The following is a 17,112-nucleotide window of genomic DNA, read 5'->3' on the forward strand; positions in this document are numbered from 1 at the left end:
CAGCATATCGTTTGTTCAGGATATCCCACGCACGGCGCGCTGGCTTGCCGCGAAGAAAGAAAGTGTGAGCTAAAACCGGAACAGTATTCATAAACTGTTCACTATTAGTTCCGCAAATCCGGGTACATACTTTGAAAGTGAAAATTATTCCCGCTCAGAGAGGAAACATGTACCGTTTAGCTGCATTTGATATGGATGGCACGCTGCTTTTACCCGATCACACCCTGGGCGAAAAAACACTGGCAACGCTGCGTCAGCTGGCTGAAAAACCGGTAAAACTGACGTTTGCGACCGGTCGTCATTATCTTGAAATGAAAGATATTCTGGCAAATATCGGGCTGGACGGTTTCCTGATCACTGGTAACGGCACGCGTATTCATGACTTAGCCGGCCACCGGTTGCACGCAAGCGATTTGTCCGAAGATTGTGCGCATGAGCTTCTGCACACGCAATGGGATACTCCGGCCAGTCTGCACGTGTTCCGCGATGAAGGCTGGTTTACGTCGCTCGATGATCCTGACTTACTGATCCCGCACCAGTTCAGCGGTTTCCGTTACCAGTTGCAGGATCTGCGTTTATTGCCGGATTCGGGTAACAGTAAAGTGTGTTTCTGCGCGCCTCACGAAACCCTGCTGGCGCTGGTTCCTCAGCTGAAAGCGCACTTCGGACCGCGCTTAGATTTGTGTTTCTCAGCGGCAGATTGTCTGGATGTGCAGCCTGCGGGCAGCAATAAAGGCAGCGCCCTGGCACTTCTGACGGCGGGACTGGGGATTGAAATGTCTGAATGCATGGCCTTTGGCGATGCTATGAACGACAAAGAAATGCTGGAAGGCGTCGGGATGGGGCTGATAATGGGCAACGCATTACCGGTGCTGAAAGAGCAATCTCCTCACTTACAAATCATCGGGCATTGCCGCAATCAGGCGGTGTCTCACTTTTTGCAACACTGGCTGCACACTCCACACCTCACCTATTCCCCCGAATAAAAGGTATTGCAGCAAGCCGGGCCATTCTGTCCCGGCTTTTTTCCTCTTCATCTTTCAAACTCTAGCTGTGTTAGCCGCATTCTTTCACCCGAATCACTTACTCATGTAAGCTCATCGGGATTCACAAACTTGCCGCCTGCCTGCAGCACGAATTATTTTGGAAAAATATTAGTTAAGTCCTTCCAGTTGTGCAGCGTAAACGGAAATATCCCCGATATTCTTTGCCACCCAGTTGTCGTCAAAATAGGTATTCAGATAGCGTTCGCCGCTGTCGCAAAGCAGCGTGACGATCGAACCGGTTTCACCTTTCTCATGCATTTGTTTTGCCAGCTGCAAAGCGCCCCACATATTGGTGCCCGTTGAGCCACCGACTTTTCGTCCCAGCACCTTTTCTAACCAGCGGACGGTCGCCACGCTTGCGGCATCGGGCACCTGCATCATGTTGTCGATGACGTCCGGGATAAATGACGGTTCGGCGCGCGGGCGGCCAATGCCCTCAATGCGGCTGCTGCATTGCGCAGTGACGCTGGCGTCACGTTGCTGATAATAATCGTAAAATACCGAGTTTTCAGGATCTACCACCACCAGTTCGGTGTCGTGCCCCTGATAACGGATATAGCGTCCGAGCGTCGCAGAGGTTCCACCGGTACCGGCGCTCATCACCAGATAACGCGGCACCGGATGCGGCTCGCGGGACATCTGACGGAAAATACTGTCGGCAATATTGTTGTTCCCGCGCCAGTCAGTCGCGCGTTCCGCGTAGGTGAACTGATCCATATAATGACCGTTCAGTTCTCTGGCGAGTTGCTCGGAAGCCGCATAAATCTGGCTGGAATTTTCGACGAAATGACAGCGGCCGCCGTAAAACTCAATTTGCTGAATCTTGCGCGGAGCCGTACAGGAAGGCATCACGGCAATAAAAGGCAGACCCAACAGTCGGGCGAAGTAGGCTTCGGAAATGGCGGTGCTGCCCGAAGAAGCTTCAATGATGGGCGTATTTTCGCGGATCCAGCCGTTGCAAAGACCATATAAAAACAGTGAGCGTGCCAGGCGATGTTTCAGGCTGCCGGAAGGGTGGGTGCTCTCATCCTTCAGATACATCGAAATTCCGGGTAAGTCATTCAGTGTGAGACGAATTAAGTGTGTGTCGGCTGAACGTTGAAAATCGGCGTCGATTTCTTTAATGGCGTGAGTGACCCAGGAATTACGCATGTTGCAGACTCATAAAAGTGTTTGGATGGGATAAGAATAACGTAATCACCAGAGAAATAAGTTACTCTTTGACCCACGGTTTGCCGTATTTGTAGAAGTATTTTCTCCCGGAGTGCCTTATGGTAGATAAAATTGACCTCAAGCTTTTATCCCTGCTGCAAAAAGATTGCACCCTTTCCCTGAACGAACTGGCGGATGCCGTTAATCTCACTTCCACTCCCTGCTGGAAACGAATCAGGCGCCTTGAAGATGACGGGATTATTCGCGGCAAAGTGGCGTTGCTGGATGGCGATAAGCTGGGACTGAGCCTGACGGCATTTGTGCTGATCAAAACTCAGCATCACAACAGCGAATGGTATCAGCGGTTTGTACAACAGGTTGAAGCATTTCCGGAAGTACTTGGCTTCTACCGGATGGCCGGAGAATATGATTATTTATTGCAGGTGCAGGTTTCCGATATGAAAAGCTACGATAACTTTTACAAGCGACTTGTGAACGGCATTCCGGGACTGAACGATGTGACCTCAAGTTTTGCGATGGAGCGCATAAAATCGACCACCGCATTGCCCATTTAATGCAAAAGTTGCAGTAAAAAGTTTCATCAGAAACGCATGTTAACTCTGGTATCCTTGTCAGCCTGAAGAGCAAACGGGTATTTGTGATATCTGTTAACTCAATAAAATCATTATTATTTGTATGGAAAACTCTGCGTGAGACTGTTTGCACAATTAGGCTGGTATTTCCGTCGCGAATGGCGCCGGTATCTGGGTGCCGTTGCCTTGCTGATCATTATTGCTGTCCTGCAATTACTGCCGCCAAAACTGGTGGGCATAATCATTGATGGCGTAACGTCAAAACAAATGTCTTACAACGTGCTTTTCGCATGGCTGGGTCTGATGCTCGGCACAGCGATAGTCGTGTACCTGCTGCGCTATGTCTGGCGCGTACTGTTATTCGGTGCGTCCTATAAGTTGGCCGTCGAGTTACGCCAGGATTTCTTCCGCCAGCTTAGTCGTCAGCATCCGGCTTTTTATCTGCGTCATCGCACCGGCGATTTGATTGCCCGTGCCACCAACGACGTCGACCGCGTGGTGTTTGCCGCAGGCGAGGGCGTTTTGACACTGGTGGATTCACTGGTTATGGGACTTGCCGTGCTGATTGTCATGGCAACCCAGATCAGCTGGGAACTGACGCTGCTTTCGCTGGTGCCGATGCCGGTGATGGCGATCATCATCAAGCGTTACGGCGACCAGTTGCATTCCCGCTTTAAAACCGCACAGGCGGCATTTTCCTCTCTTAACGATCAGGCACAGGAAAGCCTGACCAGCATCCGCATGATCAAAGCTTTTGGTCTGGAAAACCATCAGTCATCACAATTTGCTGATGTTGCCGCGGATACCGGTGCTAAAAACCTGCGCGTAGCCCGGGTCGATGCACGTTTTGATCCGACGATTTACGTCTCCATCGGCATGGCAAATCTTCTGGCCATTGGCGGCGGCAGCTGGATGGTGGTCAACGGGCATCTGACACTCGGTGAACTGACCAGTTTTGTGATGTATCTGGGGCTGATGATCTGGCCGATGCTGGCGCTGGCGTGGATGTTCAATATCGTAGAGCGTGGCAGTGCCGCCTACAGCCGTATCCGCAGCCTGTTACAGGAAGCGCCAGCGGTGGCCGATGGCGCAACGCCTTTACCGGCGGGTCGCGCAGTACTTGAAGCGCAGATCAACAATTTCCATTATCCCGAACACCAACACGCTGCCTTAACGTCTGTGGCGTTTTCCCTGAAACCGGGGCAAATGCTCGGTTTATGTGGCCCGACGGGTTCTGGAAAAAGTACCTTGCTGGCACTGCTTCAGCGCCAGTTCGATGTGACTGAAGGCGATGTGCGTTACCACGGTCTATCACTCAAAGAGATCCGGCTTGATGACTGGCGCGCGCGGCTTGCGGTAGTCAGCCAGACGCCTTTCCTGTTTTCAGATACCGTCGCGCAGAACATTGCCCTCGGCCGGCCGGATGCCACGCAGCAAGACATTGAGGAAGTGGCACGGCTTGCCAGCGTTCACGATGACATTTTGCGTATGCCTCAGGGGTATGAAACAGAAGTCGGTGAACGTGGTGTTATGCTTTCGGGCGGCCAGAAACAACGTATTTCGATTGCCAGAGCGCTGTTGCTGAAAGCTGAAATCCTGATCCTGGATGACGCCCTGTCAGCCGTTGATGGCCGCACGGAGCATCAGATCCTGCAAAATCTGCGTCAGTGGGGCAGTGACAGAACGGTGATTATCAGTGCTCACCGGCTTTCTGCGCTGACCGAAGCCAGTGAGATTCTGGTGTTCAGTCACGGAAGCATTTCACAGCGCGGCGATCATGACGAACTGGCTGCGAAGCCGGGCTGGTATCGCGATATGTTCCGCTATCAGCAGCTTGAAGCTGCGCTGGATGATGTGCCGGAAAAGGAGGCGGAACAACATGGCTGAACAAAAAGTGAGTAAAATCCAGAAGCTCTGGCCTACGCTTAAACGTCTTCTGGGATATGGCAAACCATACAGTAAGCCTCTGTCTTATGCGGTGCTGATGCTGTGGATTGCCGCCGCAGCGGAAGTCACCGGCCCGATCCTGATCAGTTTCTTTATTGATCACTATGTGGCGAAAGGTGAAATGCCCTGGGGGAAAGTCAGTTTGCTGGCGCTGAGTTTCATCTTCCTGCAATTTCTGGCAGCAAGCTTGCACTATTTTCAGGCACTTCTGTTTAACCGTGCTGCGGTTGGCGTGGTTCAGCGTCTGCGCACCGACGTCATGGATGCGGCATTGCGTCAGCCTTTGAGCGCCTTTGATACCCAGCCGGTCGGGCAACTGATTTCGCGTGTGACCAATGATACTGAAGTGATCCGTGACCTTTATGTCACTGTTGTATCGACGGTTTTGCGCAGCATTGCGCTGATTGGCGCAATGCTGGTGGCGATGTTCAGCCTTGACTGGCGACTTGCCTCGGTGGCTATCTGCATCTTCCCGGCTGTGTTTGTGGTGATGGGGCTGTACCAGATTTACAGTACGCCGGTCGTTCGTAAAGTGCGTGCTTATCTGGCGGACATTAATGATGGCTTCAACGAAGTCATTAATGGCATGAACGTTATTCAGCAATTCCGTCAGCAAAAACGGTTTGGTGAACGACTGTCCCGCGCCAGTCAGTCACATTATATGGCCCGCATGCAGACGCTCAGGCTCGAAGGATTTTTGCTGCGGCCGTTACTCAGCTTATTTTCATCCCTGATTTTGTGCGGCCTGTTAATCTTGTTCGGTTTCAGTGCCGAAGGCTCGATTGGCGTGGGGGTTTTGTATGCTTTCATCAACTACCTCGGGCGTCTAAACGAACCTCTGATTGAGCTGACGTCGCAGCAATCCATTCTCCAGCAGGCTGTAGTCGCAGGTGAACGTATCTTTGATTTGATGGACCGGACTCAGCAGCAGTACGGACCGGACGATAAGTTGCTGACCAGCGGCGAGATTGATATTCGCGACGTCAGTTTTGCCTACCGCCCGGACAAATGGGTGCTGGAGAATATTACCCTGCATGTCCCTTCACGTGGATTTGTGGCGCTGGTCGGGCACACAGGCAGTGGCAAAAGTACGCTGGCGAATCTCCTGATGGGCTATTATCCGCTGAATAAAGGTGAGATCCGCGTCGACGGGCGTAACCTTGCTGATCTCTCGCATTCCAGTCTGCGAAAGGGAATTGCTATGGTTCAGCAGGATCCGGTGGTGCTGGCGGAATCGGTATTCTCTAACGTGACTTTAGGTCGCGATATTGATGAAGCTCAGGTCTGGCACGCACTGGATATTGTGCAGCTTTCTCCGCTGGTACGGGGAATGCCGGAAGGGTTGAATACGCGTCTGGGAGAACAGGGTAATAATCTCTCTGTCGGACAGAAGCAATTACTGGCGATGGCGCGCGTTTTGGTGCAGGCACCAGAAATTCTGATCCTTGACGAGGCAACGGCCAATATCGACTCAGGAACCGAGCAGGCAATTCAGCGTGCTTTACGTGCCATTCGTCAGCAAACAACTCTGGTTGTAATTGCACACCGGCTGTCGACGATTGTGGATGCAGATAATATTTTGGTATTGCACCGCGGGCAAGCCGTTGAGCAGGGCAACCACTTACAGCTGCTGGCAGAAAAAGGCCGGTATTATCAGATGTATCAGTTGCAACTTGCCGGGCAAGAACTGGCGTCAGCTGAGCAGGGAATTCCTTCCACAGAAAACGCATAAACTGTCAGCTGGCGTAACGCGTTCGTTACGCCAGCATTCTCTCCTCAACGTCTTATCCTCCCGCCATCCCATCCCGCGCACCGTATTCATGCAGGCAAAATACCTGCGGTTTACACATTGCACTATAAAGCAGCGATGAGCACTTAAATGGTGCGTACTCAGCAGTGTGCTGTGTGGCGAAACAACTGTGCGCCCGGTCACGATTATTCTGAAAATGCCGGTTTGCGCGGGAATTGCAGGAATCTTTCATCAGTTTCAACTCTGGCACACCCTTTGCTTTATCCCTTGCGTATCGGGCGCGAATCCTCTCGCGGTAAGCCCTTAATTCGAGGAGTGGCACAATGAAGCTGGTTACTGTGGTGATCAAACCTTTTAAGCTGGAAGACGTGCGTGAAGCGCTGTCTGCTGTTGGAATTCAGGGGCTGACCGTAACGGAAGTTAAAGGTTTTGGCCGTCAGAAAGGTCATGCCGAACTTTACCGTGGCGCGGAATACAGTGTGAACTTCCTTCCAAAAGTAAAAATCGACATTGCTATCGCTGACGATCAGCTCGATGAAGTGATCGACGTGATCAGCAAAGCGGCCTACACCGGCAAGATCGGTGATGGCAAAATTTTCGTTGCTGAATTGCAACGTGTTATCCGTATTCGTACTGGTGAAACCGACGAAGCAGCACTGTAATTTCCGGTTTTTATCTCTCATGCCAACCGGTTTGAGATAAATCAGATTAGAAAAAACAGTTTTGAGAAACAGGGGTGGGTTAATAATGAAAAAACTTTTATCCATGATGGGGCTGGGCGCAGTGGCATTATTGCCTTCGCTTGCCATGGCCGCGGCACCAGCCGCCGCCAACGGCGCTGATAACGCCTTTATGATGATTTGTACTGCGCTGGTATTGTTTATGACCGTACCTGGCGTAGCTTTGTTCTACGGCGGTTTACTGCGTTCCAAAAACGTTTTATCCATGCTGACTCAGGTTATTGTGACCTTCGCATTGGTCTGCGTTTTGTGGATCCTTTACGGTTACAGTCTGGCATTCAGCGAAGGTAACGCCTTCTTCGGTGGTTTCGGCAACGTAATGATGAAAGGCATTGGCCTGGATTCTGTTACCGGCACCTTCTCTCAGATGATCCATGTGGCATTCCAGTGTTCATTCGCCTGCATCACCGTGGCACTGATCGTCGGTGGTATCGCTGAACGTGTGCGTTTCTCTGCGGTGCTGATTTTCACCGTGATCTGGCTGACCTTCTCCTACATTCCAATGGCACACATGGTATGGGCGGGCGGTTTCCTGGCTGCTGATGGCGCGCTGGACTTCGCTGGTGGTACCGTTGTTCACATCAACGCCGCTATCGCGGGTCTGGTCGGTGCTTATCTGCTGGGCAAACGTGCCGGTTTCGGTAAAGAAGCGTTCAAACCTCACAACCTGCCAATGGTGTTCACTGGCGCTGCAATCCTGTATGTCGGCTGGTTCGGCTTTAACGCCGGCTCTGCAAGTGCAGCAAGTTCCATTGCCGCGCTGGCGTTCCTGAATACTGTGATTGCAACGGCTGGCGCAATCCTGTCCTGGACTCTGGTTGAGTGGATGGTTCGCGGCAAGCCTTCTCTGCTGGGCGCAAGCTCCGGTGCTATCGCAGGTCTGGTTGCCATCACTCCGGCGTGTGGTACGGTCGGCGTGGGCGGTGCGTTGATTATCGGTCTGGTCGGTGGTGTGACTGGCCTGTGGGGTGTCGTTACCCTGAAAAAATGGCTGCGCGTTGATGATACCTGTGACGTGTTCGGTGTTCACGGCGTCTGCGGTATCGTAGGTTGCCTGCTGACCGGCGTATTCACTTCCAGCTCTCTGGGCGGCGTGGGTTATGCAGAAGGCGTGACCATGGGCCATCAGGTTTGGGTTCAGTTCTTCAGCGTTTGCGTCACACTGGTGTGGTCTGGTGTTGTGGCCTTCATCGGTTACAAAGTGGCTGACATGATTGTAGGCCTGCGTGTTCCTGAAGAGCAGGAACGTGAAGGTCTGGATGTGAACAGCCACGGCGAAAACGCCTATAACCAGTAATGGCTCAGTAACAGGATTTCAGAGAAAGTAGTGCGCTAACTCTCTCATTAAGCAGTACAAAACAATAAAATAATGATGATATGCAAAAGGGGCGATAACGATATCGCCCCTTTTTAATGCACAGTTTTTGCCAACCGCGATCGGATAATGTTTATTCAGGCGTCCGCTGGCGGATCACGCCTTCCTGTACCGTAGAGGCAACCAGAACGCCATCACGGGTATAAAATTGTCCGCGTACAAAACCACGAGCGCCCGACGCAGATGTGCTTTCAACGGCGTATAGCAGCCAGTCATCCATACGGAAAGGGCGGTGGAACCACATCGAATGGTCGATGGTGGCGACCTGCATTCCTGGCTCAAGGAACCCGATACCATGCGGTTGCAGTGCAGTCGGCAGGAAATTGAAGTCCGAGGCATAACCCAGCAGATACTGATGGATGCGCAAATCATCCGGCATTTCTCCGTTAGCCCTGAACCAGACCGCGCGGTGAGGTTCTTCTACACTTCCCTTCAACGGGTTATGGAATTTCACCGGACGCATTTCAATCGGCTTGTGACCAATGAATTTTTCACGGAATTTTTCAGGGATCAGATGCGCCAGATTTTTGGCAATATCTGATTCAGAAACCAGCGTTTCTGGTGCCGGGACATCAGGCATGGTGTTCTGATGTTCGAAGCCGGTTTCCTGGCTCTGGAACGACGCGGTCATATAAAAAATCGGTTTGCCATGCTGAACGGCTTTTACGCGTCGTGCGCTAAAACTGTTGCCGTCTCGCAGAATTTCCACGTCATAAATGATGGGTTTGCTGCTGTCACCGGGACGCAGAAAGTAGCTATGAAAAGAGTGAATACCGCGGTCGACAGGTACGGTTTGTTTGGCCGCGTACAACGCCTGACCGACAACCTGACCACCAAAGACCTGACGCAAACCCAGATCTTCACTTTGACCACGAAACAGTCCTTCTTCGATTTTTTCCAGATCTAACAGATCCAGCAGATTTTTTAATGCCTGACTCATAGTGGCCTCATGAAAGTTACCGGTGATATTGACCTAAGTTGTTCGGGATACCGCAGGCAGGAATGTTCTGAAATACACCTTCGCTGACAGGTCTAACCTGTTAATCATAGTGGATCTTTTGAAACCTCAGAAGTCTTGTTTTATCCTCGGGGCGGCGAACTCTGGTTTTTTGTGCCATGATTAATGGGTAAGCTGGTTTAAGTCACTAAGTTCATCGTCGGCGTTGGTTACGTTTGTTACAACTTGTCGACAATCGAATAATAAAAGGGAGAAGGATCAATGAAACTTTGGCAGATAGTAGGTGGAACCGCGCTGTCTCTGACTCTTGCCGGATGCGCACAGCATCACGAGGCTCCAGCGCAGCAACCTCCAGTGAATACCGCGGCCAGCCCGGCCACTGCACCTGCGATCACCGGCCCGAACGTATCGGGTAGCGTGTTCATTAATCAGCGTGTGGCCTTGCCGCCAGATGCGGTTCTGACCGTGACCTTGTCTGATGCTTCGGTTGCTGATGCGCCGTCGCGTGTCATCTCGCAGAAAGTCGCGAGAACCCAGGGCAAACAGTCACCGTTTACCTTTATCCTGCCGTATAACCCACAGGAAATTGCGCCTAATGCGCGTGTTCTGTTAAGTGCGGCGGTGACCATTAATGGTCAGGTAACCTTTGTTACTGACAGCATCAAAGAAGTCATCAATAACGGTCAGGGCACGCGTGCCGACCTGCAACTTGTTCCGGTCGTAGCCGTCCCTGTGGCGACTAAACCGAATGCTCTGGCGCCAATGACTAACCCGTCAAATTCGGGGCTGGGCACGGCACCGGCACCGGTAAGTGCAGTTCCGACACAGTCAGCAACGTACTAATTCGTTACTCACTTATTTATTCGTGACTCGTGATGATTCAGGCACCGCTCCGGCGGTGCTTTTTTATTTGCGTAATGATGTGCGCAGAACTACCACTTCCAGCCATACTTTTCTAAATCAACTTTACCTTTCGTAAAGATTATCCCTTCGGCCAGAAGCGCCTGACGCTGACGTTTAAAGTCCTCACCCTGCAGGGAAATTTCACCGTGGCGATTAATCACCCGATGCCAGGGAAGCGTGCTGCCTTCGGGTAACTTTTTGAGCACACCGCCCACCTGACGTGCCGCCCGCGGAGAACCAGCCAGCTGAGCGACGTTGCCATAAGTCGTGACCTGACCCGGGGGAATGGCAGCGATTATCTGGAATACGCGCTGGCGAAAGCTATCGGGCTCTGACATGACATCCTCCTCAGTGTTTGGCGAACAGTATGACGCAAAAAATGTCCTTCTGTCCGTCCAGATTCAGGCGTATTGTTTAAGAAAACAACGGTTGTCGGCGGTTAACTTGCTTTTGCCTCGGGCATCACAGATAATGCCCACCGCTTCGATTCTCTCAGGAGAAATGAAGCCGACAACGTCAATGGGGGCCCTGTTGGTTCTCCCGCAACGCTAACTTGTTAACTCGGTCAGGTCCGGAAGGAAGCAGCCATAGCAGGTGTCGTGTGTGCCGGGATGTAGCTGGCAGGGCCTCCACCAATTTCAGGCCTTCCCGTTTTATCAATCCCCTTATTTTTCCGATTCATAACTCCCTCTTAGCCAAACTGCGCCCATAAAAAAGGGCACGTTATCCGCGCCCTGGTTTGCTGACTGTTTACTGGTTTTTTTTAGTGATGAACCAGCGTCGCAAAGTAATACACCAGCGGGATGGCGAGTATATACAGTCCCAAAGGCACTTCGCGCACCTTACCGGCCACCACTTTAATGATGATGTAAAACAGCAGGCCACCGGCAATCCCGGTACCGAAGCTGTTGGAAATCAGGGTAATCATCACCATCATCAGCACCGGCAGCGCATCAGTGAAGTTAGCCAAATCGACCTTGCGCAGATTACTGAACATGTTCAGGCCAATCAGGATCAGCGCAGGTGCGGTCGCTTCTTTCGGGATCATCAGTGCAACAGGTGTGAACAATAGCATCAGCAGGAACATCACTGCGGCAGACAGCGCCGTCAGGCCTGTTTTCCCCCCCGCTTCTGCAGCAGCAGACGATTCTATCAGCGCGGTTGCGGCTGGGATCCCTACAATCGGGCCGAGCGCTGCGGCAACAGAGTCCACCATGAATGGCCGGTTGATGTGTTTCATATTGCCATGTTCATCAAGCAACCCGGCTTCCCCGCCTACCGCCAGCGTCGTACCCATCGTTGAGAAGAATTCTGATGCAAAGAAGATGAACAGGAAAGGCAGGAAAGCGATATTAATCGCGCCGATCAAATCGACTTTGCCAAAAAGCGGAGCCACTGAGTGGGGCAGGGAAATCCATTGTTCAGGCAGATGCGTCACACCAAACGGAATACCGGCCACGGTCGCCAGTAAAATAGCCCAGAGGATTGCTCCAGGTACTTTGCGCGCCTGCAATCCCACGGCAAGCAGCAAACCGAGCAGCGCAATCAGCGCACCCGGCGCGGTGAAATCGCCTAACGCCAGTGCATGTGTCTTTGCATTAGCCATCACCAGTCCGGCGTTACGAAAACCGAGCAGGGCAACGAAAATACCAATCGATGCCGTCAGACCGAGTTTGATGGACTGCGGCACAGAACGTGTGACGACTTCCCGCAGACCAAAAACTGTCATCACGAAGAATAAAATACCCGACCAGCAGGCTATCCCTAATGCGATGGGCCAGCTGATGCCGTCACCGGCCAGCGTGACGCCGACCAGCACGGAACCACCGATGCCCGGGCCGACCATAAACGGCAGATTAGCGTAGAACGCCATTAATAATGAGCCCAGCACAAATACCAGGATCACGCCGGTTGTCGCCGCGCCTTTGTCCATCCCGCTCACCGCCAGCAAACCGGGGATCACCACCAGCAAATAAGCAGCGGCGAGGAATCCGGTGATCCCTGCCAGACATTCGGTTTTCACCCGGGTCTGGCGCTGATGTAAATGAAAGCGTCGCTGCAACCAGCTTTGCTGCGTTGAGGTTGCTACGTTTTTCACAGAACTTTCAGACATGCTTAAATTCCCCTGACAATAATTTTTATAATGTTGTGTTTGCTATCATTTCTGCTCCGGCGTGGCACCGGGCATTTCAGAATTATTCCGGCCAGATTTCCAGAACCGGGTCGACGATTTCACGCAGTCCGCCGTCAGTGAGGCCTAAGTCAGTCAGATGCGGCCCGGCATTACACGCCAGACACGTGCCCTCGATGGCTTTGAAAACGCGGTAAGGGGGTTTCCAGTCGGCTATCTGTGCGCTGAGTTCACGCAGATTTTTAAATTGTTCAGCCAGTTGTTCCGCAGGCAATTCAGAGAGCATTCCGGCAATGGGCATATCTACTTTTGCCAGCAATGTGCCATTCTGGCTGAGTGCCATTCCGCCGCCGCTGGAGATGAGCTGATTCGCCGCCACAACCATATCTGCGGGGGAACGTCCCAGTACCACCAGATTATGTGAATCGTGCGAGTAGGAGGTGGCAATCGCTCCGCGCAGTTCTCCCCAGCCTTCCAGTAATGCCATTTTTGGGGTGGCGTCATGCCGCCCGTGGCGGTGCTGCACCCAAATCAGGCTGAAGCCTTCCGGGAGTTGTACAACGTCGTCTTTGACGTCAACGGTCACTTCGCTCCACTGTGTAAAGCGTGCGCCTTTAATATTACGCAGGCGGGCTTTGCCGTTTGTCAGCCCCGGAACTTTCATGCAGAAGTCGTCTGCAATGAGGGCACTGAGCCGCATTGTGTCACGAGGAGGTGTCACACCACTGGCCGCCGCTGGCGTGAAGAGAAGTTTGCTCTCTTTTGCCACACACTTCCCTGCCACGTATACGGTGTGCGGATGCAGATTTTCCAGTGAATCAAACGCGATGATATCTGCCGTACGGCCTGGCGCTATCAGCCCTAAATCTGAACGTTGCATGCGTATAGCGGCGTTGAAAGTCGCCATGCGCAATACATCTTCTGCACGTAACCCGTGTGAAATTAGCAACTTGACTAACGCAATCAGCCCGCCTTTTTCCAGCAGATGATCGGGCGGAACATCATCAGTACACAGCGTAATCTGTGAGGAAAGATGTGGCAGCGCCAGCAACGCAGCAGCGATATCCGGCAGAAGATAAGGATGGGAGCCGCGGATTTGCAGCGTCAGACCGGCGCGCAGTTTTTCCAGTGCATCTTGCGCAGAAGTCAGTTCGTGATCAGAGGTGACGCCAGCCGCCAGATAGGCTTGCAACTGTTCATCTTTCAGCCCGCGGGCATGGCCTTCGATCAGTTTGCCGCTGTTTAAACCGGCCTCGAGAACTTCCAGCATCCGCCCGCTGCCATTAATCACGCCGTGCATATCCATGACTTCGGCAACCCCGGCGACTTCCGGCCAGCTCAGCATGGTTTGCATTTCCTGACCGTGAAAGTCAGCGCCGGACATTTCTAAACCGGGAGTGGAAGGGACGCTGGAAGGGGCTGCGCAAATCACGCGCAGAGGTAAATTACGGCTCGACTCAACGGCATATTGCACCCCGGCGACGCCCAGCACATTCGCCAGCTCGTGCGGATCCCAGAACACGGTGGTCGTTCCCTGAGCAACGACAATTCCGGCGTATTTTTCCGGCGAAAGGTGAGAGCTTTCGATATGCACATGGGTGTCGATAAGTCCCGGCGAAAGATAGCGACCGGTTAAGTCATCGACATTTTCTGCCTGAGAGAATTTTCCACGCGGATGGACGCTGGCAATCATATTGCCGGTGATCCCGACATCGGCTTCGCGAATCTCTCCCGTCACCATATCGATAACGTTTGCGTTGATAAGCAGACGATCAAAAGGAATTTTCCCTAACGCAGCCTGAACCGCGCGCTGGCGCAGGGGTAACGGAGCAATGTTTTCGGTCATGTCAGTATCCGGATTTACAAAGTGATTGGGCTAATGTAGGGAGAGGGAATGCCTTTGCACAGATGAATTATTTTATCCGTTTATAAGATGCGGTTATGCTGAGCAAACGTTTTCTATTTTTAGCGGGATCCCTGACCATCATGTCTGAACCCTGGCGCCGGTTGCCTGCGCTCTCCCTCAAGCAAATTCAATACTTTGTAACGCTGGCGCAGTTACGCAGTTTCACCGACACGGCGAACCGTCTGGCGATCAGTCAGCCAGCTTTAAGCAGCGCACTGCGGCAAATTGAATCAGTACTGGGGGGGAAATTATTAAACCGCACCGCTCAGGGAGTCAGCCTGACCGAACAGGGCGAAGCTGTTTTACCTTATGCAGAAAGGCTACTGAATACAGCGCATAGTGCCTTCGATGATATGCAACAAATCATGCGGCAGGGGGGTGATGGAACGTTACGTATCGGATTGGTCCCTTCAGTCAGTACGTTGTTATTCCCGGCTGTTCCGCAGTTATTATCGGAATATTTCCCTGATATGCGTGTGGAATTTCATGACCTGACAAACGATGCATTATTACTGGAACTGGAGAACGGATCTGTGGATTTTGGTATCGGTGCGACCGACAGCACGGTGCCTGATTCTGTCGCGATATATCCGTTGCTGGAAGATCCTTTTGTGGCGGTGATCCGGCGCGATGATCCCCTATCAGAAGGGCATAATATCCCCTGGAAACAACTGGCTAAAAGGGATATTGCTTTGTTTTCAAAAGGAAATGTCAGCAGGCTGGTGAGTTCATTAATTGAAAGTCACAGGCTGAATTTGCGGGTGAGTTATCGCGTGGATTTTCAGGAGACGTTATATGGTTTAGTTCGTTCGCGTCTGGCCCTGGCGATATTGCCAGAATTATATACAGCAACACTTAATGATGATGAATTAACAGTGGTTCATCTGCAGCAACCCACATTAAGTCGTACAGTGGCGATGATGCGTAAGCCAACGCCTCTGCGCTCGCCTGTAACAGAACAATGTTTCCAGTTTCTTTTACAAACATTCCACCGGCAGATCAAAGAGAAAGCAGAAAGAAATATCTGAAGAAATAGTTAAAAATTGCTTAAGTTATATTGTATGAATTATGAGCGTCAGGCCGAAAGGTATTTCGACCTGACTCTGTCTGTCAGCGTACAAATTTCCAGACTGATACCGGGATTTTATCGTACAGCTTGTTCATCGTTAGCTCCGCTAAACGATGATCAGCTGCTGAGTAAAACAATTCCAGCTCGTCGTCGGACAGTTCATACTTATTCTTTTCAATGACACGTTCAAGTGTATCAATAGTGGTGCATTTTCTTAAACGCATCAAATAGTCGATTTTGTTCATCTTAGCCTTTTCATTTTTATCTGATGACTGCATATAAATTATTACTCAAGTCTTCATTAGGGTACAGATGTAGTCCCCTGAGAACATTCTGAATAATCGCTTCTTGGTCTTTTGCCATTGGCGTAAATCAGAATCGTTAATTCCATAATTGCTGAACAGGGTGTAGGTATCATCCAGATACTCTTCAACCAGATCACTTAAATGGGTATCGTCCGGATACTTAATTTTAAAGCTCATCACAAAGGATGCAATGTGCTCAATCAGTTCGTTGAGTTGCAGGTTAACAGCAGAAGTAGGGTCGTTGACCCAACCGTGGTGACTGTCACCCAGTGTCGCGATGCCTTCATCATACAACATTTCATTCAGGTAGCGTAACTGAGCGATATCGTGCCGCTTAGGCGAGTACTCATCCATATCATCCCCTCCGTAATGGTTTATTCGGTGTTGATAACACTCTGTGAGTAAACAACAAAACTTGATGGCTTACAGAAAACGGCTCTCACTACTAACGCTATGAACAGATAACGCTATGAACTGACTTATACATCAAAGACAATCTCAGTCTTTGAGATGAACTTTCTCGGTCTTATTACACAACATATAATTTAAATATAATTCATTTTGAGAAAGCTGCGCAAACGTATTACTCAAACTTACAATTCTTCAGCCGTTGAACCTTTGAACAAATCAATAATATCAAACTCCAGACCTGCCGGCTTTACAAGGAATGTGACACTTTGCGTCGTGAACTCTTGTGCATTAATGTCCAGACAACCGTTGAAAATCGTCCATCTGAACTGGTAATTCATCGAATAACAATTTTCGCCAATTGCAACGATTGACACGATTTGCAAAGAATTTGGTTCATAACGTGCATTTTCTGAGAAGTAAGTTAAATCGCCAATTAATGACTCTTCAATTTCAGATAAATAACGTTCAATAATCTGCAGCAAATCTGAAGGAGTCAGATTTTCCCCATTAATAGGGTAGGGGATAAATTTTTTCACCGGTTTTCGCCTTTGAACTCCATACCTTTCTATTATTGCATACTTTTATCAGGATGTGTTTTGAGCAGAGAAAAAAATTTCCACTGCGGAAAAACATAACTTTCTGATTGTAATGACAATTAGTTTCTGTTCATCAATTTTTACCCTTTTCTAACAATTTTGCCTGGCCCAGGGTGTGCATTCCCCGTTCCGAAAGGACATCTGGTAAAAAATCGAAACAGTTCACGTGTTGATACAAAACCGAGTGTGTGATGTTATATTGTAACGAATGGAGGGGCTATGACCAAAAC

At 50.9% G+C, this 17,112-nt stretch carries 16 protein-coding genes and 1 other RNA gene; 9 read left to right on the forward strand and 8 right to left on the reverse strand.

Annotation, left to right across the window (positions count from 1 at the left end; translation table 11 throughout):
* Positions 1 to 167: 167 nt before the first annotated feature.
* Positions 168 to 986 carry an HMP-PP phosphatase gene (cof, locus tag EC840_RS09310; protein ID WP_113876140.1) on the forward strand — a complete coding sequence of 273 codons (819 nt, stop codon included), beginning with the start codon at positions 168 to 170 and terminating at the stop codon, positions 984 to 986.
* A gap of 168 nt (positions 987 to 1,154) precedes the next feature.
* Here the strand turns inward: cof and EC840_RS09315 are convergent, their stop codons facing one another.
* Positions 1,155 to 2,198 carry a PLP-dependent cysteine synthase family protein gene (locus EC840_RS09315; protein ID WP_112287515.1) on the reverse strand — a complete coding sequence of 348 codons (1,044 nt, stop codon included), beginning with the start codon at positions 2,196 to 2,198 and terminating at the stop codon, positions 1,155 to 1,157.
* A gap of 119 nt (positions 2,199 to 2,317) precedes the next feature.
* Between EC840_RS09315 and EC840_RS09320 the strand changes: the two genes are divergently transcribed.
* From EC840_RS09320 to amtB, 5 genes are all read left to right on the forward strand, one after another.
* Complete coding sequence (locus EC840_RS09320; RefSeq protein WP_112287516.1) at positions 2,318 to 2,773, forward strand: Lrp/AsnC family transcriptional regulator; 456 nt, start codon at positions 2,318 to 2,320, stop codon at positions 2,771 to 2,773.
* Between the two features lie 135 nt (positions 2,774 to 2,908).
* Positions 2,909 to 4,678 carry a SmdA family multidrug ABC transporter permease/ATP-binding protein gene (locus tag EC840_RS09325; RefSeq protein ID WP_132965059.1) on the forward strand — a complete coding sequence of 590 codons (1,770 nt, stop codon included), beginning with the start codon at positions 2,909 to 2,911 and terminating at the stop codon, positions 4,676 to 4,678.
* A gap of 7 nt (positions 4,679 to 4,685) precedes the next feature.
* Positions 4,686 to 6,470 (forward strand): SmdB family multidrug efflux ABC transporter permease/ATP-binding protein, encoded by a 1,785-nt coding sequence (locus tag EC840_RS09330; RefSeq protein WP_181955510.1) that lies wholly within the window; start codon positions 4,686 to 4,688, stop codon positions 6,468 to 6,470.
* Between the two features lie 341 nt (positions 6,471 to 6,811).
* Positions 6,812 to 7,150 (forward strand): P-II family nitrogen regulator, encoded by a 339-nt coding sequence (gene glnK, locus EC840_RS09335; protein ID WP_009639071.1) that lies wholly within the window; start codon positions 6,812 to 6,814, stop codon positions 7,148 to 7,150.
* Positions 7,151 to 7,235: 85 nt separating this feature from the next.
* On the forward strand, positions 7,236 to 8,525 hold the full coding sequence (gene amtB / locus EC840_RS09340; protein WP_095924964.1) for an ammonium transporter AmtB: 1,290 nt from the start codon (positions 7,236 to 7,238) through the stop codon (positions 8,523 to 8,525).
* 151 nt (positions 8,526 to 8,676) lie between these two features.
* Here amtB and tesB read toward each other — a convergent pair whose 3' ends face one another.
* A complete protein-coding gene (tesB, locus tag EC840_RS09345) occupies positions 8,677 to 9,543 on the reverse strand; it encodes an acyl-CoA thioesterase II (protein ID WP_113876136.1) in 867 nt (288 codons plus the stop codon).
* 279 nt (positions 9,544 to 9,822) lie between these two features.
* On the opposite strand from tesB, the gene EC840_RS09350 reads away from it, so the two are divergent.
* Positions 9,823 to 10,404: a YbaY family lipoprotein gene (locus tag EC840_RS09350; protein ID WP_112287520.1), complete on the forward strand. Its 582-nt coding sequence runs from the start codon at positions 9,823 to 9,825 to the stop codon at positions 10,402 to 10,404.
* 89 nt (positions 10,405 to 10,493) lie between these two features.
* Here the strand turns inward: EC840_RS09350 and EC840_RS09355 are convergent, their stop codons facing one another.
* Positions 10,494 to 10,802 (reverse strand): MGMT family protein, encoded by a 309-nt coding sequence (locus EC840_RS09355; RefSeq protein ID WP_132965061.1) that lies wholly within the window; start codon positions 10,800 to 10,802, stop codon positions 10,494 to 10,496.
* A 191-nt stretch (positions 10,803 to 10,993) separates the two neighbouring features.
* Here EC840_RS09355 and ffs point away from each other — a divergent pair.
* Positions 10,994 to 11,090: signal recognition particle sRNA small type (gene ffs, locus EC840_RS09360), an RNA gene on the forward strand.
* A gap of 137 nt (positions 11,091 to 11,227) precedes the next feature.
* Here the strand turns inward: ffs and EC840_RS09365 are convergent.
* Together EC840_RS09365 and EC840_RS09370 are read right to left on the reverse strand one after the other, a co-directional pair.
* The gene (locus tag EC840_RS09365) at positions 11,228 to 12,577 is read right to left on the reverse strand and encodes an NCS2 family permease (RefSeq protein WP_132965063.1); all 1,350 of its coding nucleotides are present in this window, start codon (positions 12,575 to 12,577) and stop codon (positions 11,228 to 11,230) included.
* Between the two features lie 82 nt (positions 12,578 to 12,659).
* The gene (locus tag EC840_RS09370; protein ID WP_132965065.1) at positions 12,660 to 14,441 is read right to left on the reverse strand and encodes an adenine deaminase C-terminal domain-containing protein; all 1,782 of its coding nucleotides are present in this window, start codon (positions 14,439 to 14,441) and stop codon (positions 12,660 to 12,662) included.
* Between the two features lie 137 nt (positions 14,442 to 14,578).
* On the opposite strand from EC840_RS09370, the gene EC840_RS09375 reads away from it, so the two are divergent.
* Positions 14,579 to 15,529, forward strand: a complete 951-nt coding sequence (locus EC840_RS09375) for a LysR family transcriptional regulator (protein ID WP_207914752.1) — start codon at positions 14,579 to 14,581, stop codon at positions 15,527 to 15,529.
* Positions 15,530 to 15,611: 82 nt separating this feature from the next.
* Here EC840_RS09375 and EC840_RS09380 read toward each other — a convergent pair whose 3' ends face one another.
* The 3 genes from EC840_RS09380 to EC840_RS09390 form a co-directional block, all read right to left on the reverse strand.
* Positions 15,612 to 15,815, reverse strand: coding sequence for an HHA domain-containing protein (locus EC840_RS09380; RefSeq protein ID WP_013576617.1), 204 nt, complete (start codon positions 15,813 to 15,815; stop codon positions 15,612 to 15,614).
* Between the two features lie 45 nt (positions 15,816 to 15,860).
* On the reverse strand, positions 15,861 to 16,229 hold the full coding sequence (gene tomB / locus EC840_RS09385) for an Hha toxicity modulator TomB (protein WP_104923047.1): 369 nt from the start codon (positions 16,227 to 16,229) through the stop codon (positions 15,861 to 15,863).
* 239 nt (positions 16,230 to 16,468) lie between these two features.
* Positions 16,469 to 16,822: a hypothetical protein gene (locus EC840_RS09390; protein ID WP_129638322.1), complete on the reverse strand. Its 354-nt coding sequence runs from the start codon at positions 16,820 to 16,822 to the stop codon at positions 16,469 to 16,471.
* Positions 16,823 to 17,112 lie beyond the last annotated feature (290 nt).

The sequence above is a fragment of the Rahnella sp. JUb53 genome (genome assembly GCF_004346065.1).
In the GTDB taxonomy this organism is placed as follows: Bacteria; Pseudomonadota; Gammaproteobacteria; order Enterobacterales; family Enterobacteriaceae; genus Rahnella; species Rahnella variigena.